The organism is Novosphingobium sp. (genome assembly GCF_030699305.1).
Lineage (GTDB): Bacteria > Pseudomonadota > Alphaproteobacteria > Sphingomonadales > Sphingomonadaceae > Novosphingobium.
Map to the genome: position 1 here is coordinate 78,039 of NZ_JAUYNB010000027.1, position 21,640 is coordinate 99,678.

General features: G+C 65.6%; 21 protein-coding genes. 11 read left to right on the forward strand and 10 right to left on the reverse strand.

Features of this window, described 5'->3' with window-relative positions; genetic code table 11:
• Window positions 1–17: 17 nt before the first annotated feature.
• The 3 genes from hemH to Q8Q53_RS11280 are packed head-to-tail and all read right to left on the reverse strand — an operon-like array spanning window position 18 to window position 4,339.
• Window positions 18–1,037 (reverse strand): ferrochelatase, encoded by a 1,020-nt coding sequence (gene hemH / locus Q8Q53_RS11270; RefSeq protein ID WP_305701867.1) that lies wholly within the window; start codon window positions 1,035–1,037, stop codon window positions 18–20.
• 55 nt (window positions 1,038–1,092) lie between these two features.
• On the reverse strand, window positions 1,093–3,360 hold the full coding sequence (locus Q8Q53_RS11275; RefSeq protein ID WP_305701868.1) for a molybdopterin cofactor-binding domain-containing protein: 2,268 nt from the start codon (window positions 3,358–3,360) through the stop codon (window positions 1,093–1,095).
• Between the two features lie 16 nt (window positions 3,361–3,376).
• Entirely contained in the window at window positions 3,377–4,339 is a 963-nt protein-coding gene (locus tag Q8Q53_RS11280; protein ID WP_371136545.1) for an Mrp/NBP35 family ATP-binding protein, read from the reverse strand.
• 136 nt (window positions 4,340–4,475) lie between these two features.
• Here Q8Q53_RS11280 and hflK point away from each other — a divergent pair, with 136 nt between their 5' ends.
• The 3 genes from hflK (at window position 4,476) to Q8Q53_RS11295 (ending at window position 8,079) form a co-directional block, all read left to right on the forward strand.
• The gene (gene hflK, locus Q8Q53_RS11285; protein WP_305701953.1) at window positions 4,476–5,609 is read left to right on the forward strand and encodes a protease modulator HflK; all 1,134 of its coding nucleotides are present in this window, start codon (window positions 4,476–4,478) and stop codon (window positions 5,607–5,609) included.
• A 1-nt stretch (window position 5,610) separates the two neighbouring features.
• Window positions 5,611–6,456, forward strand: coding sequence for a protease modulator HflC (hflC, locus tag Q8Q53_RS11290; RefSeq protein ID WP_305701869.1), 846 nt, complete (start codon window positions 5,611–5,613; stop codon window positions 6,454–6,456).
• 93 nt (window positions 6,457–6,549) lie between these two features.
• Window positions 6,550–8,079, forward strand: a complete 1,530-nt coding sequence (locus Q8Q53_RS11295) for a Do family serine endopeptidase (RefSeq protein ID WP_305701870.1) — start codon at window positions 6,550–6,552, stop codon at window positions 8,077–8,079.
• A gap of 114 nt (window positions 8,080–8,193) precedes the next feature.
• On the opposite strand, the gene Q8Q53_RS11300 is transcribed toward Q8Q53_RS11295, so the two are convergent.
• Window positions 8,194–10,269 (reverse strand): transglycosylase domain-containing protein, encoded by a 2,076-nt coding sequence (locus Q8Q53_RS11300; RefSeq protein WP_305701871.1) that lies wholly within the window; start codon window positions 10,267–10,269, stop codon window positions 8,194–8,196.
• 113 nt (window positions 10,270–10,382) lie between these two features.
• Window positions 10,383–10,781, reverse strand: coding sequence for a peptide-methionine (R)-S-oxide reductase MsrB (gene msrB, locus Q8Q53_RS11305; protein WP_305701872.1), 399 nt, complete (start codon window positions 10,779–10,781; stop codon window positions 10,383–10,385).
• 104 nt (window positions 10,782–10,885) lie between these two features.
• Here msrB and Q8Q53_RS11310 point away from each other — a divergent pair, with 104 nt between their 5' ends.
• Window positions 10,886–11,644, forward strand: coding sequence for a hypothetical protein (locus Q8Q53_RS11310; RefSeq protein ID WP_305701873.1), 759 nt, complete (start codon window positions 10,886–10,888; stop codon window positions 11,642–11,644).
• Window positions 11,645–11,659: 15 nt separating this feature from the next.
• Here the strand turns inward: Q8Q53_RS11310 and Q8Q53_RS11315 are convergent, their stop codons facing one another.
• Together Q8Q53_RS11315 and Q8Q53_RS11320 are read right to left on the reverse strand one after the other, a co-directional pair.
• Entirely contained in the window at window positions 11,660–12,106 is a 447-nt protein-coding gene (locus tag Q8Q53_RS11315) for an NfeD family protein (protein ID WP_305701874.1), read from the reverse strand.
• A 5-nt stretch (window positions 12,107–12,111) separates the two neighbouring features.
• On the reverse strand, window positions 12,112–13,026 hold the full coding sequence (locus tag Q8Q53_RS11320; RefSeq protein ID WP_305701875.1) for an SPFH domain-containing protein: 915 nt from the start codon (window positions 13,024–13,026) through the stop codon (window positions 12,112–12,114).
• Window positions 13,027–13,172: 146 nt separating this feature from the next.
• On the opposite strand from Q8Q53_RS11320, the gene Q8Q53_RS11325 reads away from it, so the two are divergent.
• From Q8Q53_RS11325 to Q8Q53_RS11335, 3 genes are all read left to right on the forward strand, one after another.
• Window positions 13,173–13,625, forward strand: coding sequence for a hypothetical protein (locus Q8Q53_RS11325; protein WP_305701876.1), 453 nt, complete (start codon window positions 13,173–13,175; stop codon window positions 13,623–13,625).
• Window positions 13,626–13,722: 97 nt separating this feature from the next.
• Window positions 13,723–14,088 (forward strand): hypothetical protein, encoded by a 366-nt coding sequence (locus Q8Q53_RS11330; protein WP_305701877.1) that lies wholly within the window; start codon window positions 13,723–13,725, stop codon window positions 14,086–14,088.
• Window positions 14,089–14,172: 84 nt separating this feature from the next.
• A complete protein-coding gene (locus Q8Q53_RS11335; RefSeq protein ID WP_305701878.1) occupies window positions 14,173–14,952 on the forward strand; it encodes an SDR family NAD(P)-dependent oxidoreductase in 780 nt (259 codons plus the stop codon).
• A 174-nt stretch (window positions 14,953–15,126) separates the two neighbouring features.
• On the opposite strand, the gene Q8Q53_RS11340 is transcribed toward Q8Q53_RS11335, so the two are convergent.
• The 3 genes from Q8Q53_RS11340 to ligK form a co-directional block, all read right to left on the reverse strand.
• The gene (locus Q8Q53_RS11340) at window positions 15,127–15,999 is read right to left on the reverse strand and encodes an amidohydrolase family protein (RefSeq protein ID WP_305701879.1); all 873 of its coding nucleotides are present in this window, start codon (window positions 15,997–15,999) and stop codon (window positions 15,127–15,129) included.
• A gap of 119 nt (window positions 16,000–16,118) precedes the next feature.
• Window positions 16,119–17,177 carry a 4-oxalomesaconate tautomerase gene (locus Q8Q53_RS11345; RefSeq protein ID WP_305701880.1) on the reverse strand — a complete coding sequence of 353 codons (1,059 nt, stop codon included), beginning with the start codon at window positions 17,175–17,177 and terminating at the stop codon, window positions 16,119–16,121.
• Window positions 17,178–17,276: 99 nt separating this feature from the next.
• The gene (gene ligK, locus Q8Q53_RS11350; protein WP_305701881.1) at window positions 17,277–17,951 is read right to left on the reverse strand and encodes a 4-carboxy-4-hydroxy-2-oxoadipate aldolase/oxaloacetate decarboxylase; all 675 of its coding nucleotides are present in this window, start codon (window positions 17,949–17,951) and stop codon (window positions 17,277–17,279) included.
• A 101-nt stretch (window positions 17,952–18,052) separates the two neighbouring features.
• Between ligK and Q8Q53_RS11355 the strand changes: the two genes are divergently transcribed.
• The 4 genes from Q8Q53_RS11355 to ligA all read left to right on the forward strand — a co-directional run bounded on the left by Q8Q53_RS11355 (window position 18,053) and on the right by ligA (window position 21,639).
• Window positions 18,053–19,207: a LysR family transcriptional regulator gene (locus Q8Q53_RS11355; RefSeq protein ID WP_305701882.1), complete on the forward strand. Its 1,155-nt coding sequence runs from the start codon at window positions 18,053–18,055 to the stop codon at window positions 19,205–19,207.
• Window positions 19,208–19,280: 73 nt separating this feature from the next.
• On the forward strand, window positions 19,281–20,162 hold the full coding sequence (locus Q8Q53_RS11360) for an NAD(P)-dependent oxidoreductase (RefSeq protein ID WP_305701883.1): 882 nt from the start codon (window positions 19,281–19,283) through the stop codon (window positions 20,160–20,162).
• Window positions 20,159–21,184 (forward strand): amidohydrolase family protein, encoded by a 1,026-nt coding sequence (locus tag Q8Q53_RS11365; RefSeq protein WP_305701884.1) that lies wholly within the window; start codon window positions 20,159–20,161, stop codon window positions 21,182–21,184. Before Q8Q53_RS11360 ends, Q8Q53_RS11365 begins: the two co-directional genes overlap by 4 nt.
• Window positions 21,181–21,639: a protocatechuate 4,5-dioxygenase subunit alpha gene (gene ligA, locus Q8Q53_RS11370; protein ID WP_305701885.1), complete on the forward strand. Its 459-nt coding sequence runs from the start codon at window positions 21,181–21,183 to the stop codon at window positions 21,637–21,639. The genes Q8Q53_RS11365 and ligA overlap by 4 nt, the downstream gene beginning before the upstream one ends.
• Window position 21,640: the final 1 nt, after the last annotated feature.

Sequence of the window (21,640 nt, forward strand, 5' to 3'; positions counted from 1 at the left end):
TGTAATTGGATCGGCGGTTAAATCCACCCCGCCAGTTCGCGCCGGACCAGCGTGTCCAGCATTGCCATCCCGGCGTCCGACGTATTCAGGCAATCGAGCGCGGCAAAGTGCGTGCCCCCGGCGGCCAGGAAGTCCTCTGCCCCCCGGATCGCGAGTTCCTCGCGCGTTTCCAGGCAGTCGGCGGAAAAGCCGGGCGCGGCAATCGCGACGCGGCGAGTGCCGGTTTTGGCCAGTTGGTCCAGCACTGTATCGGTCGCTGGCTCCAGCCACTTGGCCCGGCCAAAGCGCGACTGAAAGCTGACCTCGATCTTCAGGTCCGGGTGCGTGGGGGCCAGTGCCTGCGCCAGCAGCCGCGCGGTCTTGCGGCACTGGCAGTGGTAGGGATCGCCCAGATGCAGCGTCCGTTCCGGCATCCCGTGGAACGACAGCAGCAGCACTTCGGGCGTGAAATCCAGCGCGGCCAGCTGGCGCGCGGTATCGGCGCGCAGCGCCTCGATATGCACCGCATCGTCGTAATAGGGCGGCAAGGTGCGGATCGCGGGCTGCCAGCGCATTTTGGCCAGCTGCTGCCCCAGCGCATCGACCACGGTCGCGGTCGTCGCGCCGGAGTATTGCGGATAGAGCGGCGCGATCAGGATCTTGCTGCACCCGGCGTCCTTCAGCGCCTGGACTTCCGCGCCCAATGCCGGATTGCCATAGCGCATCGCCCAGCGCACCATGACATGGTCGCCCAGCCGCTCTGCCAGCGCCGCCGCCTGTGCCTTGGTAATCGCGGCCAGCGGCGATCCGTCCGGACCCCAGACCTGTTCATAGGCATGGGCGGATTTTTTGGGCCGGGTGTTCAGGATAATCCCGTTCAGGATCGGCCACCACACCAGCCGGGGGATTTCCACCACGCGCCGGTCTGACAGGAACTCTTTCAGGTAACGCCGCACGGCTTTGGGCGTGGGCGCATCGGGCGTGCCCAGATTGACCAGCAGCACGCCCACCCGGGACGGTGCGACAGGCGGATGATTGGCGGGCAAATGTTCAGTCATGTTGGTTGCCTTGGGCGGTTTGGCGAGCATGGCAAAGCTGGGCTTTCGGCGGCATTCAGGCTGGCACGGCGGTCAGCGGCAGGTTGCGCAGGCGGGTGGACCCGGCGGCAAACAGGGCGTTGGCCAGCGCCGGGGCGGCAACCGCGACGCCCAGTTCACCGGGATCAAACGGTTCGTCGGTCGATTCGATGAAGTCCACTTCGATGTCCGGGCAGTCGGCCAGCAGCGGCAGGCCGAGCGCGCCGAGCCGTCCGGTCAGCGGCAGGCCATCGGCATAAGCCGTGCTGCACCCCCGCGCCAGCCCCAGCCCGAACAGCAAGCCGCCCTCGATCTGCTGGCGCGCGATATCCGCGTTCACCACCCGGCCGATATCGACCACGGCGGTCAGCTTGTCCGTGCGGATGCCGCGTTCGTCCTGACGCGCGTTGGCGACCAGCGCGATCCGCCCGGTCCGTCCGGCGATGGTCATCTGGTGGCACGCCAGCCCCTGCCCGCTGCCGCTTGCACCGCCGTTCCATTCGGCCAGCGTGGCGGCGCGTTGCAGGCAAGTGGCCAGCCGGATGTCATGCCCCAGCATGGCAATGCGATAGGACAGCGGCTCGCGCCGGGCGCGGGCGGCCAGTTCGTCGATGAACGTCTCGATGAAAAAGCAGGTGTAGCCATGCGCATTGCCGCGCATCCGCGCCGTGGGCAGGGGAATTGCGGCGGGGACGTGTTCGACCACCAGATGCGGGATGGCATAAGGCGGCACCGCCCCTTCGACCGTCATGGCATCGCCCTGCACCTGGGCGTGACGGGCGGCGTGGGGCGTCTTGCCGTGCAGCAGCCGTTCACCGAATTCGTGGAAGCTGGCTGGTGCCGCGATGCGCACTTTAAGGGCCACCAGCGTCCCGTCGGGTGCGGTTCGGGCAGCCAGGACGGCGCGGGCCGGGGTGCGCGGCAGGCCCGCGACGTGTTCCTGCCAGCGCGACCAGATCAGTTGCACCGGCTTGCCCGCCTGCCGGGCGATCAGCGCGACTTCGGCAATGTGGTCATGCTCCAGCCGCCGGTCGAAACTGCCCCCGGCGGGCATTGGATAGAGCACGACATTTTCAACCGCGATGTCCAGCGCGGCGGCGGCGGCGCGGCGCGCGGCCTGCGGGGCCTGGGTGGCGGCCCACAGTTCCAGCTTTCCGCCGGTCAGCCGCGCGGTGGCGGTGGCGGTTTCCAGCGTGGCGTGCAGCGCCGGGGCGACCCAGTAGTGTGCGACATGCTCGAACTTGCTGGACAGCCAGTTATCCGGATCGCCGGTTTCGGCAATCCGGCTGGCGCGTCCGCGCCGCAACGCCTGATCCAGCGCCTGCGCGGTGGCGGCGGTTCCGGCGCGGTCCTGCGCGGCAAAGCGCGGCGCGATCAGCGTCAACGCGCGTTCAGCCGCCCACCAGTCGCTCGCCACGGCGGCCAGCCAGTTCGGGCCGTTGACCAGTTTCATCAGGCCCTGCACGCCCTTGGTCTGCCCGGTGTCATAACCGCCCAGCCGGGTATCTCCGATCGGGCCGTGGCGGATCGCGGCATAGACCATGTCGGGCAGGCGCACATCGCCCGCGAAGCTGAAACTGCCATCGACTTTGGCGGGCAGGTCCAGCCGGGGAAAGCGCAGCGGCGCGCCGGGGAGCACTTCGGCCGGGTTCTCCCCCGGTGGCTGCGCGCGCAGTGACGGCGGATAGGGTGCGTCAAACCCGGCAGCGGCTTCGACCAACTGTGCAAACGGCAGGCGCTGCTTGCCGTGGGTGATGTGGCCGTCAGCCGCGTCGCATTCCTCCCACGCCACGCCCCAGCGCTTCGCCGCGGCCTGCGCCAGCATGGCCCGCGCGCTGGCGGCGGCGATTCGCGCGGCGGCTTCGTGGGCAATCAGGGATGTGCCGTCCGCGGTGGCGGTAAACGGTTCGGTTTCGGCAAAGCGGCGGGCCAGCAGAGCGTCCGGCTGGTTGGCCAGCCCGCTCAGCAGCGGCAGCCACAGCGCCGACCAGCGCGCGGCGAGCGGAACGTTGGCAAAGGCCCCGCTGACCGGAACCGGCTCTACCGCCAGCTGCCGCCAGTCGGCCCCCAGTTCCTGGGCCACGATCTGCGGGATCAGGGTGGTGATGCCCTGACCCATTTCCAGTTCCGGGACCGCGACCGTAATCACGCCGTCGGTGCCGATCTTCAGCCAGGCATCGAACGCCACTTCGCCCTCGCCGGGGGGCAGCGGCGGCGGAAACGATCGCGGGGTCAGCGCCCACGCCAGAATCAGGCCGCCGGTCGCTCCGGCCCCCAGCAGGATGCCGCGCCGGGTTATAGGCATGGGGGCACCGCTGCGGTCACTGATTGTCCAGCCAGGTCGCCACGCGCCGGGCAATCGCGGCAAACGCTTCGGCCTGCGGACCGTCGCCGGCGGCGGGCGGCGTGCCGGCATCGCTCTGTTCGCGGATCGACAGGTCGAGCGGAATCCGGCCGAGGAACGGGTGGTTCAGCGCCTTGGCGGTGGCCTCGGTCCCGCCCTTGCCGAACGGATCGCTGACCTCGCCGCAGTGCGGGCAGGCGTATCCGGCCATGTTCTCGACCAGTCCGATCACCGGCACCTGGCCCACTTCGAACAGCTGCATCGCGCGCGCGGCGTCGATCAGCGCCAGATCCTGCGGGGTGGACACGATTACCGCGCCCAGCGGCTTGTGGCGTTGCAGCATGGTCAGCTGCACATCGCCGGTGCCGGGGGGCAGATCGACGATCAGCGTATCGATATCGCCCCAGTCGGCATCGACCAGCTGGCCCAGCGCATTGCCCGCCATCGGCCCGCGCCAGGCGATCGCCTTGCCCGCTTCGATCAGGTGACCCATCGACAGCACCGGCACGCCCCATTTGCTGGGGACGGGGATCAGTTTTTTCTCGGTCGCTTTGGGCTTCACGCCTTCATTGCCCAGCAGGCGCGGCTGGCTGGGGCCATAGATATCGGCATCGACCAGGCCCACCTTGCGCCCCATCCGCGCGAGCGCGACGGCGATGTTGGTAGATACGGTCGATTTGCCAACGCCGCCCTTGCCCGATCCGACCGCGATGATCCGGATCTTCGGCTTGTCGGCCATCATCGCCACCCGCACTTCAGAGACGGACGTGCGCAGGGCATCCTTGATCGCCACTTCCAGCCGGTCGCGCTCTATCCCGTCGAGGCCCGAGGCATCCAGCACCAGCACCGCCACGCCCGCGTCGGTCACTTTCAGTGATTGCAGCCGGGCCTGCGCCAGGGGGGGTAGCAGCGCGGTCAGGGTATCGGCATCAACGCTCACAATTTGCTCCTGCTTGGCATTTGCGTTCCCCTAGCAAGGAAAAAGCGGGGGGAGGCACTGTTTTTGTGCAACGGCCATACCTATAAGACATTGCATGAGTGGTATTCGCAGTTCTGCACGGCAGATCGTGCTGGCTATGGCCGGCCGCAAGAGCCCCTGGGGGAATGATTCCGGCACCGCTGCCGGGGACACGGGTGGAGGCGACTCCAAACCGGATGTTCCGCCTGAACCAGCCTCCGAACCAAAACCGGGCACCGGTCCGCGTAACCCCTGGCAACCAGCGGGCGGCGAGGCCGAGCCGCGGCGTTCCGCCTCGATCGAGGATATTTTCCGGTCGCGTGGCAAAGGCGGCGGTGGCGGCGGCGGTGGCGGCGGCGGGCGGGGCGACGGCTTTCCCGGCCTGCCTCAGCGCGCTGACGGCAAAAGCTGGGCGCCGCTGATCGTCGGCGGGATTGCGGCACTGTGGCTGATCGGCTCGGCCTTTCACCAGCTCAGCCCCAAGGAGCAGGGGATTGTCACCACGTTCGGCAAATACAGCCACACGATTGAATCCGGCGTATCGATGACCGCACCCTGGCCAATCCAGCAGGTTCAGACGCGCGATGTAACCTCGGTGATCAACGACGTGATCCCGGAAACCGAAGGCAGCGAGAATCTGGTGCTGACCAGCGACCAGAACCTGATTGATCTGTCGTATCAGGTGCGCTGGCGGATCAAGGATCTGAAACTGTTCACGTTCGCCGCCGCCGATCCGCAGCGCACGGTCAAGGAAGTGGCCGAAGCTGCGATGCGCGCTTCCGTGGCCGAAGTATCGCTGAACGCGATCTGGGACGGATCGGGCCGCGGACCGCTGGAACTGAACACGCGCGAACGGATGCAGGGCATTCTCGATGCCTATCGCACCGGCGTGCAGGTGGTCGGCGTCGATATCAAGAAGGCGGACCCGCCCGAAAAGGTTGCCGATGCCTTCCAGAAGGTCAACGTCGCCCAGCAGAATGCCCAGCGCGACAAGAACGTGGCGCAGGCCTGGGCGCAGCAGACCCTGGCCCGGTCCGAGGGTGAGGCCGCCGCATTCGACAAGGTTTACCAGCAGTACAAGCTGGCCCCGGAAGTGACCCGGCGGCGCATGTATTACGATACGATGGAGCGCGTTTTGTCGAACAACGACAAGGTGGTGGTCGAAGGCAGCGGCGTGACGTCGTATCTGCCGCTACCCGAAGTGAAACGACGGGCGCCTGAAACTCCTGCCGCAGCGACGGGGGGCCAGTAAGATGCTGAACTTGGTCCGAACCAGCAAACTGGCCCTTGGCGGCTTGATTGCCGCCGCCGTCGTGCTGGTTTCCAGCGTGGTGATCGTGCCCGAAACACAGCAGGTCGTGGTCGTCCGGCTGGGCGAGCCGGTGCGCAAGATCAATGCCTTCCGTCCCAATGTCGATTTCGGGAATACCGGGGCCGGGATCAGCTGGCGCCTGCCGTTTGTCGAACAGCTGGTGTGGGTGGACAAGCAGTTGCTGTCGTTCCCGATGGAACGGCAACTGGTGCTGTCCAGCGATCAGTTGCGGCTTCAGGTCGATGCCTATGCCCGGTTCCGGATCATCGATCCGGTCAAGATGGTGAAAACCGCCGGCTCGGTTGACCGCGTGACCAGCCAGTTGCAGCCGATCATGACCTCGGTCCTGCGGCAGGAACTGGGCAAGCGCACGTTCCAGGCGCTGCTGACCGCCGAGCGCGGCCAGGCGATGAGCCAGATCCGCAAGAACCTGGACGAGCAGGCGCGGTCCTATGGGGCCCAGGTGATCGACGTGCGGGTCAAGCGGGCCGACCTGCCCGAAGGCGCGCTGGAAAGCGCGTTCGCCCGGATGCAGGCCGCGCGGGAGCAGGAAGCGATCACGATCCAGGCGCGCGGGCAGATGCAGGCACAGCTGATCACTTCGGCCGCAGAAGCGACAGCATCGGAAATCTACGCCAAGTCCTATGGTCAGGATCCGCAATTCTATGACTTCTACCGCGCGATGCGCAGTTATGAAGCCACGTTTGCCAATCCCGCCAACAAGGGCACCAGCACGATCATTCTGTCACCAGAGAACGATTACCTGCGCCAGTTCAAGGGGCGGTAGGCCATTCAATTCCCGTTCAGGCGATTCAGGCTGAATCAGTAGCGGGTAAGCGAATTTTGCAGCGATGCGACCAGACAAGAGGATACAGGACACGTGCGATACGCCTATGGAGTGACTTCCGCGCTATTGCTGGGCGGTGCCGCCCTGTCATTGGCGACCGGCCTTCCGGCGGTGGGACAGGTGGCCCAGAATGATGCCCAGCAAATGGCCAACGTGGTCCCGCGCGGCGGTGCCCCGGCCAGCTTTGCCGACCTGACGCAGCAATTGCAGCCTGCCGTGGTCAACATCTCGACCCGCCAGAAGGTGCAGGTCCGCAATGCCAACCCGTTCGCGGGCACGCCGTTCGCCGATCTGTTCGGCGGGCAGGGCAACGGGCCGCAAACGCGCGAAGCGCAGTCGCTGGGTTCGGGCTTTGTGATGTCGGCGGACGGGTATGTCGTGACCAACAACCACGTGATCGTGGCCGATGGTCAGGGCCAGGTGGAATCGATCACCGTAACGATGCCCGATGGCACCGAATACCCGGCCAAGCTGATCGGCCGCGATGCGCCGTCCGATCTCGCGGTCCTGAAGATCGAACCGGGCAAGGCGCTGCCGTTCGTGAAGTTCGGCGACAGCCGGACCGCGCGCGTCGGCGATTGGGTGATTGCCATCGGCAACCCGTTCGGACTGGGCGGCACGGTGACGTCCGGGATCATCTCGGCGGTCCATCGCAATACCGGTGCGGGCGGTGCGTATGATCGCTATCTGCAAACCGATGCCTCGATCAACCGGGGCAATTCCGGCGGGCCGATGTTCGATATGAACGGCGCGGTGATCGGGATCAACAACGCGATCTTCTCGCCCACCGGCGGCAGCGTCGGGATCGGTTTTGCCATTCCGGCTGAAGTCGCCGCACCGATTGTCGACAAGCTGATCAAGGGCCAGTCGATCGATCGCGGCTATCTGGGCGTGCAGATCGCGCCGGTGACCGAGGACGTCGCGGATGCGCTGGGCCTGCCCAAAAAGCGCGGCGAACTGGTGCAGACGGTGCAGCCCGGTCAGCCGGCCGCCAACGCCAATATCCTGCCGGGCGATGTCGTGTTGAAGATCGACGGCAAGGACGTGACGCCGGACCAGACGCTCAGCTTCATTGTCGCCAACACCGCGCCGGGCAAGCGCATCCCGGTCGAAGTGATCCGGGGCGGCAAGCGGATGACGCTGAACGCGGTCGTGGGCAAGCGCCCCAGTGAAGAGGAGTTGGCGCAAAGCACGTTCAACCCCAATACCCCGCAGGATGAAGACGCCTATAATCGCAGCCCGCAGAAGCAGGGCGAAGGGGTGATCGAAAAGTCGCTGGGCCTGTCGGTGCTCGCGCTCAACCCGCAGATCGCACGCCAGATCGGGATGCCCGATGGCACCAAGGGGCTGGTGATCGCGGTGGTCGACGGATCGTCCGATGCCGGGACCAAGGGGCTGCAACGCGGCGACGTGATCCTGTCGGCCAACGGCACAGACGTGACCACCATCGCCGAACTGGAAAGTGCGGTCGGCGCGGCCAAGACTGCGGGACGTCAGGCAGTCATGCTGCGCGTCCAGCGCCGCGGCCAGCCCGCCACTTTCCTGCCAGTGCGCCTGCGCTGACCGGACCAGCCTTGCTGTAAAACGCGAAGGCCCCCTTCCCGGCGCGGGAAGGGGGCCTTTGTTTCATGTAGCCACAGGTTGCCCGGCGGGCAGACCGCTGAACGGCGGCCGACCCTAGGGCGGGCCGCCCCCGGTTGCGCGATCCAGAAACTCATCGTTCGCGGCCGGGGGCGGGTTGACGCGTTCCAGCCCCCCAGCATCCGGCACTTGCGGTGCGGGTGGTGCGCGTTCGGCCGGGGCGGGGTTGTTGCCGGGTTCGATCAGGTTGCCCTTTTCATCGACGAAGTAATAATCGTCCGGATTGCCGGTCAGGTTGGCTTCGTCGTCCGGTTCCAGCTGCCAGGCGGGCGGGGTGGCCTCGGTATCGAACTTTTCGACCGGGCGTCCGGCCACGGCGACGCGCATATAGGCAGCAAAGGCGCGGGCCGGAGCGGTGCCGCCTTGCAGGCCGGGGACGGGCTTGTCATCATCGCGGCCCATCCACACGCCGGTGGTGATCCCGCTGGAAAAGCCCAGGAACCAGCCATCCTTGTTCGATGTTGTCGTGCCGGTCTTGCCCGCCACCGGGCGGCCGATCTGCGCCGCGCGGCCCGTGCCGATGCTGACTGCGCTTTGCAGCATGTCGGTGATCCCGGCCGCAACATAGGCAGGCACCAGCATCTGCCCGCTCTTGCGGTCGCGCTCATACAGCACCCGGCCGTCGATCGTGGAGATCTTGGTGATGCCGAACGGTTCAATCGCCTGGCCCTTGGCCGATACGGCGGCAAAGGCGCGGGTCATGTCGATCACGCGCACCACATTGCTGCCCAGCACCATCGACGGGACGGTCGAAATCGGGGTGGTGATGCCGAACCGGCGAGCCATGCCGGCCACTGCGCTGAAGCCGACTTCGTTGCCCAGCTGCGCCGCAACCGTGTTCTTGGAATAGGCAAAGGCGCTGCGCACGTCGATTTCCCCGGCGAACGTGCCGTTGGAATTGCGCGGGCTCCACCCCTCGATCGTCACGGGTTCATCCACCACCTTGTCGTTGACGGTGTAACCCGCTTCCAGCGCGGCAAGATAGACGAACAGCTTCCACGCCGAACCCGGCTGACGCACCGCATTGACCGCGCGGTTGTAGTTGGAGGTGACGTAATCGGTGCCGCCCACCATCGCCAGCACCGCGCCATCCCGGTCAAGGCTGACGAGTGCGCCCTGGGCACCGCTTGGCACCTGGTCCTGGATCGCGGCGGTGGCGGCGCGTTGCATCGCGATATCCAGCGTGGTCCAGACCTCGATCGGCTCGGAGTTTTCCGGCAGCAGCAGGTCAAGCTGGGGCAGCGCCCAGTCGGTGAAATAGCGGACCGAGTTCTGCCCCTTTTCGGATGCGAACTTGATCGTCTTCAGGTCCACGGCGGCGAATTCGGCCGGGCTGATCACGGCGATTTCGCGCATCAGGCCCAGCACCACCTGCCCGCGGCCCAGCGCCGCTTCGGCATCGGCGGTCGGCGAATAGTGCGACGGCGCCTTGACCAGTCCGGCAATGATCGCGGCTTCGGGCAGGCTGAGTTCGGTGCCGGGATGGCCGAAGAACTTGCGGCTGGCGGAATCGATGCCGTAAGCCCCACCGCCGAAATAGACCTTGTTGAGATACAGTTCGAGGATCTGGTCCTTCGAGAACTTCCATTCCAGCGCCATCGCCAGAATGATCTCACGCAGCTTGCGGCCCCAGGTCCGGCTGTTGTTCAGAAAGACCGTGCGCGCCAGCTGCTGGGTAATGGTTGAGCCGCCCTGCTTGAAGCGCCCTTCCTGGAAGCGGACATAGAACGACCGCGCGATGCCGATCGGGTCGATGCCGATATGGCTGCGATAGCGCCGGTCCTCGGTCGCCAGGATCGCGTCTTTCATGACGGCGGGGATCTGGTCGCTTGCCAGCCACTTGCCATAGCTGGGGCCAAGCGAGACGATTTCGGTGCCGTCCCGTGCGCGCACGACGATCATCTGGCCGGCCTGGCTGCTTTTCAGTTCGCTGTAAGTGGGCAGCGATTGCGCGGCGAAGCCCACGGCGACGACCACGATCATCACCCCCAGCAGCGCAAACCCCAGTCCCCAGATGAACAGTCCGCGCACAACCTTGCGAACGCCAGAGGGCTGCGGCTGGTCAGGCTGGCGTCCGCTCCGCGCTGAACGCCGGATCTCTTTACGTGCCATGTGGCTCGATCAACCCTCTCGCGGGCAGGGTGTCCGGAACTGGCACCGCCGCACTCGCGCGCCATGCATAGAAGATTTGTAACGCAGGGTTAACGGTAAATTGCGCAGCGCCCTCAATCCTCCGGATCGAACCCCAGCGCGGCGCTGTTGATGCAATAGCGCAGGCCGGTGGGGCCGGGTCCGTCGGGAAAGACATGGCCGAGATGACCATCACACGTCGCACAGCGCACTTCGGTGCGGACCATCCCGTGCGTGGTATCGACCAGTTCCTCCACCCCGTCGTCATGCAGCGGGGCGGTGTAGCTGGGCCAGCCGCAGCCGGAATCGAACTTGGCCTGCGATCCGAACAACGCCGTTCCGCAGCCCGCGCAGTGATAGACACCGGGAGCGGCGTTGTATTCATACTTGCCGGTAAACGCCCGCTCGGTCCCCGCCTGGCGCAGGATCGCGTACTGTTCCGGGGTCAGGCGTTCGCGCCATTCGGCGTCGGTCAATTGGAGCTTGTCGGGCATGGGTCAGGTCCTTTGCGCCGATATGCGATGCCTGTCGGGTCTGCACAAGGCCCGGACTGTCAGGTATTGCTAGGACCGGATCCAGTTGGGTGAAAGGAACGCTGATGAAGCGCACAATTCTGGCTGCCGGACTGGTGGCAATTGCGATGCCTGTTGCGGCGCAGACGGATGGTTTCACCAGCATCCCGCGCGTGGCCAATGCTGCGGCCCCTGACGGATCGACGGAGGACGGCAGGGCAGTGGCAGCGGAAGCTGTCATCGGCATCATTGTCGCTGCGCAGCTGCGGCCCGCTCGATTCCTGCAGGTCGAGGATGCGCAGCGCATTCGCGCGGTCTTGCTGGCCGACGGCAAGCTGGATGACAGCGAATTTGACCTGCTCGATGAACTCGCTTCCGGCCGCATCCGGGCGATCATGATTCGGGCAGCGAGTGGCAAGGGACAGCCGGCTATCACTGGCACCGTCAGCGGGCCGACGCTGGCCGTGTTCGACGCGATGTTCGGACAGCACTATGAGGCCAGTTGGCAGGCAGCGGATCAAGTGTCGGGCTGGGCGGAACTGGTCCGGCAAGCGAAGTTTTCCGATAGCGCCCACACCCGCGTGCGCAAGTTCCTGGCGGCGAAGCTGCTGCCCGCCGCAAAAGAGGTCACTCCCGCCAATGCCAGCAAGCCGCTGATCACGCAGCTTGGACTGCTGATCAAGCGCAATGGAGGCCTTCCGGAACAGGATCAGGCCTTTGGCAAGCGGCTGATGTTCGAAGCATTCAGCGATGTGGATGCGGCGATGAACGGCGCCATTTACGACGGGATCTACAGCTGGCTGAACAAGCCCGCGGCCGCGGCGAAGCCTCCTTCAGGCGGCTGACGCCTGAACGCGGGTTCAGTGCAGATGCTCCACCACCAACACCGCGCCGTCATGTCCGGTCACTTTCATGCGGGTGCCGGGTTCGGCATCCGGGCCTTTGACCAGCCATTCGCTGTCGCCCAGCTTGACCCGGCCGCTGCCGCCTTCGATCACGCTCGTCACGACTACGGTTTCGCCGACCGAGCGGGCGCCGCGATCGTTCATCATCGGGTCGGCCCCTTCGATCGGGTGGCGGCGCAGGAAATTGCGGCCCGCAAAGACAAAGCTGATCGCCAGCGCGGCGAACACCACGATCTGGAACGGCATCCCCAGCGGCGTGACCCACGCCAGCAAGCCTGTGGCCAGCGCGGCGGCGGACAGCCAGATCAGGAATGCGCCGGGAATGGCGATTTCGCCGATTGCCAGCACCAGCCCCAGCGCCAGCCAGAACCAGTGCGGATCGAGGGAGTTGAGCCAGTCCACGCGGCCTAACCCTTCTTTTCGCTCAGCGCATCGCGGACCAGTTCGCCCACCCCGCCCAGCGTCCCGATCAGCTGCGTTGCCTCGATCGGGAAGAGGATAGTCTTGGCATTGGGCGATGTCGCAAACTGGCTGACCGCGTCGGTGTATTTCTGCGCAATGAAGTAGTTGAGTGCCTGACTGCCCGATCGTGCGATCACGTCGGACACCATCTGGGTGGCCTTGGCCTCGGCCTCGGCCTCACGCTCACGGGCTTCGGCGTCGCGGAACGCGGCTTCGCGGCGACCTTCGGCTTGCAGGATCGCACCTTGCTTTTCCCCTTCGGCGCGCAGGATTTCCGATGCGCGCATCCCTTCGGCTTCAAGGATCTGGGCGCGCTTTTCACGCTCGGCCTTCATCTGACGGGCCATCGCGTTGCTGATATCGGCGGGCGGACGGATGTCCTTGATTTCGATCCGGGTGATCTTGACCCCCCACGGCGATGTCGCATGATCAATCACCGCCAGCAGCCGGGCGTTGATTTCATCGCGCTTGGACAGCGTTTCATCCAGGTCCATGCTGCCCATCACGGTGCGCAGATTGGTGGTGGTGAGCTGCATGATCGCGATATAGAGGCTCGACACCTCGTAAGCGGCCTTGCCGGCGTCCAGTACCTGAAAGAACACCACCGCATCCACGCCGACCATCGCGTTGTCACGGGTGATGATTTCCTGGCCGGGAATGTCCAGCACCTGTTCCATCACGTTCACCTTGTGGCCCACGCGGTCGATGAACGGGATGATGACGTGCAGCCCCGGATGGGCGGCCAGCGTATACTTGCCCAGCCGTTCGATCGTGTAAACATAGCCCTGCCGGACGACGCGCACCCCCATCAGCAGGAACACGAACACCAGCACCACCAGCGCCAGCAGAAATTCACCCATGAGCTTGCCTTTCGAACAACCGAGTGCTGCGATGTTAGCGCGCAGCGCAAGGGGGGCAAGTGAAACCGGATTTAACCCGGCGGTAAGCATATTCACCTACGTCATGCCAGCCAGCGCGCAGCGCGTCGGGCTTTCAAGGGGTGGGCATGATACAGGAAAATCCGGTCAACTGGGGTCAGGGCTTTAGCGGCTCGGAACACCCGGAAACCGCCGCGATCCGGGTCCAGAAGGAATACGTCGACATGATGATCGCGCTCAAGCGCGAGAACATGGACCGCGTCTATGCCTACCTGACCAGCCTGATCGAGCGCGCGAAGGAAGAAATGCAGCATGCGCGCGGGGCCAACAACGAACATCGCCGCTCCGCGCTGAAGCAGCAGATCGACGAAATTGTCGCCTACCTGAAAGGGCAGGCGATCGATATCGCTGCGCCGCCGATCTATGGCGACGAAGGCGGCGCATCGTTCCGGGGAAGTTATGTGCTGGAAGAGATTCCGGGCTTCTTCGGGCAGGTCAAATGCGTGCTCGACCAGTGGTATGACAGCCACCTGATCGCCGTTTATGATGAAATGGTGATCCTGGTGAATCCCAAGAAATAGACCAGCCCGGTCAGGGTTTTGCCCTAGGCTGCGGTTATCGCGACTGACACCGTGTCTGCGCCAGGATCGGCCAATCGGCTTATCCTGGCGAGGCAGTATGACGAATCGAATCGGACGCCGCCGCGAAGCCCGCTTGCGGGTGCGTCTTGCGGCAAAAGTGATCACGCGGGCAGGCGCGGGCAATGTGGTGCTGTGCGACCTGTCGCGGCAAGGGGCCAGCGTCATTGCCGGGCAGGCCTTCGGCTGCAGCGGGCCTGCGGTCCTGCAATGGGGCGGGCATGAAGTGTTCGGCGATATCCAGTGGTGCAGCGGCGGGCGGATCGGCATCCGGTTCGATCAGCCCTTGCCGCAGGCGGTGCTGCTGGAAGCGCGGCAATTGAACGAGACGGAGCGCATGCCCGCCGACCACGAGCTGGCCCGCGAACAGGCGCGCCGCTGGGTGCAGGGCGTTCACCGGGTCTGACCGGCTACCGCGCCTGACAGGCTGGTCAAACGTCGTGCTTTGCGACAGATTGCCGGAAAAGCAACGGCAAGAGGAACCGCAGGCGTGGCATTCAATCCCTTTGATCTGACCGGCAAGGTCGCACTGGTTACCGGCGGCAATGGCGGCATCGGCCTTGGCATGGCCGAAGGGCTGGCGGTGGCCGGGGCCACAGTCGCGATCTGGGGCCAGAACCCTGCCAAGAACGCCGCCGCCGGCGAAACCCTGCGCGCGCTGGGCGGGGAGGTGCTGGTGCAACAAGTCGACGTCAGCAGCGAAGCCGCGATTGTGCAGGGCGTGGCCGAGGTGCTGGAACGGTTCGGGCGGATCGATTTCTGCGCTGCCAATGCCGGGATCGGCGGGGGCGGGCCGTTCCACGAACAATCGACTGAAGCCTGGCGGCGGGTGATGACGGTCAATCTGGACGCCGTGTTCTGGACTTTTCGCGAAGTGGCCAAACATATGCTGGCCCGCGCCGAAACCGGTGATGCGGGCGGATCGCTGCTGGTCACCTCATCCACTTCCGCCATCGATGGCGCACCGGCGAATCAGGCCTATTCCAGCAGCAAGACCGCCGTGCTGGGCCTGATCCGGGGACTGGCGGTGGAATATGCCCGCTACGGCATCCGCGCGAATGCCGTGCTGCCCGGCTGGATCCGCTCCGACATGACTGCGAAGCTGCAGGCGTGGGACAAGTTCAATGACAAGGTGATCGGCCGCGTGCCGATGCGCCGCTGGGGCGAACGCGACGATTTCGCCGGAATCGCAGTCTACCTCGCCTCGGATGCCTCGCGGTTTCACACCGGCGACAGCATCGTGATCGATGGCGGGTATACGATTTTCTGAGGCTGGAAAATTGGTTCGCGCAGAGTTCGCAGAGGGCGCAGAGATAAAGCTTTTGCGGCGAAGCCGCTACCGTCCTTCAGGCCACTTGCCGCAGGTCGCAGTACCGCAATTCAAAGCCTGCGGCGCGGTAGACGCGGCAACCCTGCGCTCTCTGCGAACTCTGCGCGAACCATATCAGTCCGCCCAGTAGAGCGCTTCCGGATTGTCGATCAGCAACAGCCGTTGCAATTCCTCGGTCGGGGCGATGCGGGGGATCATGTCAACCAGGTGGCCGTCGTCCGGGATCGCGTCGTGCATGTTGGGGTGCGGCCAGTCGGTGCCCCACAGGCAGCGGGTGGGGTAATCGGCCACCAGCGGCGCGACGCTTTCGGCGAACATGTCCCAGGGATCGCCGATACTATCGAGCCGGTCGGGGCAGGTGGCCTTGAACCAGATGTCGTCGCGGCTGTTGAGGAGGTTGCGGAACGCCTTCATGTCCGGCCCGTCCGGCCCTTGCGTCACGTCCGGGCGGCCCATGTGGTCGATCACCAGCGGCACGGGGATCGCGTCCATGAAGGGACGCAGTTCTTCGAGGATATCAGCTTCGAAATAAATCACCACGTGCCAGCCCTGTGGCAGACGCCGGGCGACTTCGAGGAACTTGTCCTTGGGCGCGTCATCGACCAGCCGCTTCAGGAAATTGAAGCGAATGCCGCGAATGCCGCCGTCATGCAGCGCCTGCAATTCGGCGTCGTGGATCGCCGGATCGACCACCGCGACCCCGCGCGCCTTGCCGTTGGAGCGGGCGATGGCGTCCAGCGTCGCGGCGTTGTTGGTGCCGTGGCAACTGGCCTGCACGATCACGTTGCGATCAAACCCCAGATGGTCGCGCAGCGCGAACAGCATGTCCGGCCCGGCGTCTTCGGGCAGATACTTGGCCTTGGCGCTGAACGGGAATTCCGCCATCGGCCCGAACACATGGCAATGCGCGTCAATCGCGCCGACGGGCGGAACATACAGCGGCTTTGACGGGTTGGCGTGCCAGCTGATGATGCGGTCTTCACTCATGATATTTCCTCAATCCCGTCCATGCTGAGCTTGTCGAAGCATTGTTTTATCTGCGTTTCCACCGCGCGTCGGCAAGTGAAGGACAGTCCTTCGACAAGCTCAGGACGGGCGGGCTCTGGTTAGGCGAATACAACTCCGTCCATCAACTTGCGCGCGGTGCGCAGCAGCGCGGCGCTGGCCACGTTACCAGCATCGTCCACTTCCAGCACACAGCTCATTTCGCCAGTCGGATGCTCGACCGACAGGGTCTTGCGATTGCCAGCGGGGATCACGGCCACATCGGCGGCGGGTGATCCTTCGATCAGACAGGCCGTCGCCACGCTGACCGCGCCGAGCACGCCGATGGTGGCATGGGCGCGGTGCGGGATGAAGCTGCGCACGCAGACCGCGCCGCCGCTTTTGGGCGGGGCAACCAGCATCATCTTGGGGACGGATTTGTCCTTCACATCGCCGAGGTTCATCCGTTCACCCACGGCCAGCCGGATCGCTTCGATCCGGGCCTTGAGTTCGGTATTGGCGTCGAGCCAGTCGCGGTCCTCATACCCGGTGATGCCAACGTCAGCGGCTTTCATCACGACGCAGGGCATGCCGTTGTCGATCAGGGTCACGGGCACGCCGTTGACCACATCGACCGCGTTGCCGCTGGGCAGCAGCGCGCCGCAGGACGAACCGGCGGTATCGCGGAATTCCAGCGGCACCGGGGCGTGCGATCCGGGAACGCCGTCAATCCGCGCTTCGCCCGCGTATGTCACCGCGCCGCCGGGGGTCTGCACGGTGGCGACCGCAACCTGCCCGGTGTTTTCCATGAAGATCGCAACGCTGGTTTCATCTCCGCTCGCCGCCACCAGCCCGCGTTCGATCGCGAACGGGCCGACCCCGGCCAGAATATTGCCGCAGTTCTGCGCGTCGGTGACAATGGCCTGATCGACGAACACCTGCAGGAACAGGTAATCGACGTCGATCCCCGCGCGCGCCGATTTGGCTACCACCGCGACCTTGCTGGTCAGCGGATCGGCGCCGCCAATCCCGTCGATCTGGACCGGATCGGGGCTGCCCATCATCGCCAGCAGGAATGCATCGCGCGCGGCGGTGTCGGTGGGCAGGTCGTCCTTCAGGAAGTAGCCGCCCTTGGACGTACCGCCGCGCATCCACATGCACGGTGCGGAGTAACCTATCATCCCAGCCTCCGTTCGCTTCGAGCGAAGTCGAGAAGCGCCGCATCAGGTGTCTCGACTTCGCTCGACACGAACGGAGCGGGGCGGTGCGGGGCGGCGGTATCAGACATACTTCAGGCCCATTTCCGCCAGCTTTTCCCGCATTTTATACATATCGAGGCCCAGTTCACCCGCTGCGAGGCGCGCGCGCTTGTCGCCCTCGTTCGCTTCGCGGGCTTGCGCTGCGGCCAGCACTTCGGCGGCCTGTTCGCGCTTGACCACGCAGACGCCATCATCGTCGGCCACGATCACGTCGCCCGCTGCAATCGGCGCGCCCGCGCAGACCACCGGCACGTTGACGCTGCCGAGCGAGGCCTTGATCGTGCCTTGCGCGAACACAGCCTTCGCCCAGACCGGAAAGTTCATTTCGGTGAGGTCGCGCACGTCGCGAATGCCTGCGTTGATGATCAGCCCCCGGCACCCGCGCGCCTGCGCGCTGGTGGCGAGGAGATCGCCGAAGTAGCCGTCTTCGCACGGGCTGGTCGGCGCGATCACCAGAATGTCGCCTTCTTTCAGCTGCTCGATGGCGACATGAACCATCCAGTTGTCGCCCGGCGGCGCGCTGATCGTTACCGCGCTGCCCGCGATCCGCGCACCCGAATAGATCGGGCGCATATGGCTGGCGAGCAGGCCGGTGCGGCCCTGCGCCTCATGCACGGTGGCGACGCCGCATTTCGCCAGCCCGTCGATCACGTCGATGGGCGCGCGCTGGATGTTCTGGACGACGATACCGGTCATGGACTGTTCCTGAAGCTGTTCGCAGCGGCCATGCGCCGCAGCCCTTGCCCCTGCTAATGCGAAGTTGGCGCGGGGCATAACTATTTGCTAATCGAACCTGCGTGACTGATCGCCCGCCCAATATCCGCCACTTCGCCGCGCTGGCCGCGACGGTGCGGCATGGCAGCCTGAGCCGGGCGGCGCGCGCGGTGAACCTGTCGCAGCCCGCGCTGACCCAGGCGATCACCGGACTGGAGGCCAGCCTGGGCGTCACCCTGTTCGAGCGCGGCCCGCAGGGGATGAGCCCGACCGAGCCTGCGCAGCTGCTGGCCCCCCGCGCCGAGGCGGCGATTGCGCACGTCGGCAGCCCCCGCGTCACCGGCACGCAAGTCCGCGCGTTTCTGGCCGTTGTGCGCGCGGGCAGTTACGGCGCGGCGGCCGAGGCGACGGGGATTTCGGCGGCCTCGCTCCACCGCGCGGTGGCGGATTTGTCGGTCGCGCTGGGGCAGCGGCTGCTCGACCGGCGCGGGCGTTCGCTGGCGCTGACCCCGGCGGGGGAGCGGCGCGCGCGCGGGTTTGGCCTGGCGATGGCGGAACTGCGCGCCGGGCTGTCCGAAGTCGCCGCGTGGCAGGGCAAAGCGGGCGGGCGGATCGTGGTCGGCGCGATGCCGCTGTCGCGGGCGCGCTGGCTGCCCGAAGTGATCGCGCGGTTCATGGCGCTCCATCCGCAGATCGACATCGCGGTGCATGAAGGCAGCCATACCGAACTGGTCGGCCCGCTGCGTGATGGCGATATCGACCTGATGCTGGGGGCGCTGCGGGGCGGCGCCAAGGCAGAGGATCTCGATCAGATGGCGGTGTTTGAGGATCGCCCCGCGCTGGTGATGCGGGCCGGGCACCCGCTGTTGGCGGCGGGAACGGACGTTGCGCAGGCGATGTTCGATTATCCGTGGCTGATGCCGGGGCGCGACACGCCGCTGCGGCATTACTGGGAAGACATGGTCCGCGCGCTGGGCCGGGATGTGCCGCGCGTCGGGATCGAATGCGGATCGGTGATGATGCTGCGCCAGCTGCTGCTGTCCAGCGATGCGCTGACGCTGCTTTCGCCCGATCAGGTGTCGGTCGAACTCGATGCCGGGGTGCTGGCCGCGCTGGCGACGCCGGTGCCGGTGACGCGGACCATCGGCATTGCCACCCGCGCGGGCTGGCGGCCCACGGCGGCGCAGGCGGCATTCCTGGCGCTGCTGGATGAAGTCGGCCGCGAACTGGCCAGTTGATTCGTAAAATCTGATGGCTGCGGGGTTCATTCGATTTGCAGCTGGCGTCGCCGCGCGCGCATGGCACCTGCCGATGACCTGCGATCTTGCCCTGATCGGGTTCGGCGAAGCCGGATCGACTTTCGCCCGCGCCGCCGGGTGGGAAGATCACGCGCGCGGCTGGGATGTGCTGGCGCCGCGCCGCGCAGCGATGGCCGAGGCGGGCGTGATTGCGGCAGGCAGTGCTGCCGAGGCTTTGGCAGGCGCGCCGCTGGTGCTGTCGCTGGTCACCGCCGATCAGGCGCTGGTGTGCGCGCAGGACTATGCGCCGCTGCTGGATGCCGGGGCGCTGTGGTGCGATTGCAATTCCGTTGCCCCCGATACCAAGCGCGCCGCCGCGCAGGCGATTGCGGCGGCAGGCGGGCGCTATGTCGATGTGGCGGTGCTGGCCCCGGTTCACCCGGCGCGGCTGAACGTGCCGCTGCTGCTGGCGGGACCGGCGGCGGATGCGGCGGAGACGGCGCTGCGCGAACTGGGTTTCACCAATATCCGCGTGGTCGGCAGCGAAGTCGGCCGGGCCAGCGCGATCAAGATGATCCGCTCGGTCATGGTCAAGGGGCTGGAAGCGCTGACCGACGAGATGATGGCCGCTGCAAATGCCGCCGGAGTGGCGGATGAAGTGCTGGCCTCGCTCGACGCCAGCGAAAAGGCGCTGCCGTGGCGCGACCGCGCGGCCTATAATCTGGAGCGCATGGCGACCCACGGGGCACGCCGCGCTGCCGAAATGGAAGAATCCGCCAGGACGCTGCTGTCGCTGGGAGTCCCCCCGGTGATGACGCGCGGGACTGTTTATCGGCAGCGGGAAGCTGCGGGCAAAAACCACCCTCCGTTCGTGTCGAGCGTAGTCGAGACACCGCGCACCCGTGTCTCGACTACGCTCGACACGAACGGAGATGGGATTGGAGTGAAGGCATGACCATGATCATCGACTGCCACGGCCACTACACCGTGCTGCCAAAGGCGCACGACGAATGGCGCGAGGCGCAGAAGGCGGCGTTCAAGGCCGGGACGGACTGCCCGGCCTATCCCGACATTTCGGACGACGAAATCCGCGAGACGATTGAATCCAACCAGCTGCGCCTGCTGAAGGAACGCGGCGCGGACATGACGATCTTTTCGCCGCGCGCCAGCGCGATGGCCCCGCACGTCGGCGATCAGTCGGTCGCGGTGCAGTGGGCGCAGGTCTGCAACGATCTGATCGCGCGCGTCGTCGGCCTCTATCCTGAAATCTTCGCGGGCGTGTGCATGCTGCCGCAGTCGCCCGAAGCGGACATGACCAGTTCGATTGCCGAACTGAGGCGCTGCGTGAATGACCTTGGCTTCATCGGCTGCAACCTCAACCCCGATCCGGGCGGCGGGTATTTCCGGCATCCGCCGCTGACCGATCCGTTCTGGTTCCCGTTCTATGAAGCGATGTGCGAGCTGGACGTTCCGGCGATGATCCACGTTTCGGGTTCGTGCAACCCGGCGATGCACGCCACCGGCGGCTATTACATCGCGGCCGATACCATCGCGTTCATGCAGTTGCTGGAAGGCGATCTGTTCAGCCGCTTCCCGACCCTGCGCTTCATCATTCCGCACGGCGGCGGCGCAGTGCCGTATCACTGGGGCCGGTATCGCGGGCTGGCCGACATGCTGAAAAAGCCGGACCTTTCGGGCCACCTGATGAACAACGTGTTCTTCGATACCTGCGTCTATCATCAGCCGGGGATCGACCTGCTGGCCGACGTGATCGAGAACAAGAACATCCTGTTCGGCAGCGAGATGGTTGGCGCGGTGCGCGGGATCGATCCCACCACCGGGTTCTATTTCGATGACACCAAGCGTTACGTCGATGCGCTCGATATTTCGGACGCCGAACGCCACGCGATTTTCGAAGGCAACGCCCGCCGGGTATTCCCCCGGCTCGATGCCCAGCTGAAGGAGAGGGGCCTGTGACCCAGCCCGCCAAGCCGACGCAGAACATCCACGAATACCTCGCCGAGCTGGAGGATATTCCCGGTACCCGCGTCTACACCGCCGCACGCGCCCGCAAGGGTTATCACATCAACCAGTTCGCGATGAGCCTGATGCAGGGCGACAACCGTGAACGGTTCAAGGCTGATGAAAAGGCCTATCTCGATGAATGGCCGATCAGTGACGAGGCCAAGGCCGCGCTGCTGAAGCGTGATTACAACACGCTGCTCGATCTGGGCGGCAACGTCTATTTCCTGTCCAAACTGTTCAGCACCGATGGCCTCAGCTTCGCCGAAGCGGTCAGCACGATGACTGACATGACCTTCCCGGAATACCGGGACATGATGCTGGCCGGCGGCCGTTCGCCCGAAGGCAATCGCTCGATCAAGGCCAACCGCGCCGCCGCAGGCGCCGCGGATACTGCAAAGGATTCCTGAG

Excerpts from the sequence above, each read along its gene's own strand:
- hemH (WP_305701867.1), bottom strand. The coding sequence starts at position 1,037 with ATGACTGAACATTTGCCCGCCAATCATCCGCCTGTCGCACCGTCCCGG.
- Q8Q53_RS11275 (WP_305701868.1), bottom strand. The coding sequence starts at position 3,360 with ATGCCTATAACCCGGCGCGGCATCCTGCTGGGGGCCGGAGCGACCGGC.
- hflK (WP_305701953.1), top strand. The coding sequence starts at position 4,476 with ATGGCCGGCCGCAAGAGCCCCTGGGGGAATGATTCCGGCACCGCTGCC.
- hflC (WP_305701869.1), top strand. The coding sequence starts at position 5,611 with ATGCTGAACTTGGTCCGAACCAGCAAACTGGCCCTTGGCGGCTTGATT.
- Q8Q53_RS11300 (WP_305701871.1), bottom strand. The coding sequence starts at position 10,269 with ATGGCACGTAAAGAGATCCGGCGTTCAGCGCGGAGCGGACGCCAGCCT.
- msrB (WP_305701872.1), bottom strand. The coding sequence starts at position 10,781 with ATGCCCGACAAGCTCCAATTGACCGACGCCGAATGGCGCGAACGCCTG.
- Q8Q53_RS11310 (WP_305701873.1), top strand. The coding sequence starts at position 10,886 with ATGAAGCGCACAATTCTGGCTGCCGGACTGGTGGCAATTGCGATGCCT.
- Q8Q53_RS11320 (WP_305701875.1), bottom strand. The coding sequence starts at position 13,026 with ATGGGTGAATTTCTGCTGGCGCTGGTGGTGCTGGTGTTCGTGTTCCTG.
- Q8Q53_RS11325 (WP_305701876.1), top strand. The coding sequence starts at position 13,173 with ATGATACAGGAAAATCCGGTCAACTGGGGTCAGGGCTTTAGCGGCTCG.
- Q8Q53_RS11330 (WP_305701877.1), top strand. The coding sequence starts at position 13,723 with ATGACGAATCGAATCGGACGCCGCCGCGAAGCCCGCTTGCGGGTGCGT.
- Q8Q53_RS11340 (WP_305701879.1), bottom strand. The coding sequence starts at position 15,999 with ATGAGTGAAGACCGCATCATCAGCTGGCACGCCAACCCGTCAAAGCCG.
- Q8Q53_RS11345 (WP_305701880.1), bottom strand. The coding sequence starts at position 17,177 with ATGATAGGTTACTCCGCACCGTGCATGTGGATGCGCGGCGGTACGTCC.
- ligK (WP_305701881.1), bottom strand. The coding sequence starts at position 17,951 with ATGACCGGTATCGTCGTCCAGAACATCCAGCGCGCGCCCATCGACGTG.
- Q8Q53_RS11360 (WP_305701883.1), top strand. The coding sequence starts at position 19,281 with ATGACCTGCGATCTTGCCCTGATCGGGTTCGGCGAAGCCGGATCGACT.
- Q8Q53_RS11365 (WP_305701884.1), top strand. The coding sequence starts at position 20,159 with ATGACCATGATCATCGACTGCCACGGCCACTACACCGTGCTGCCAAAG.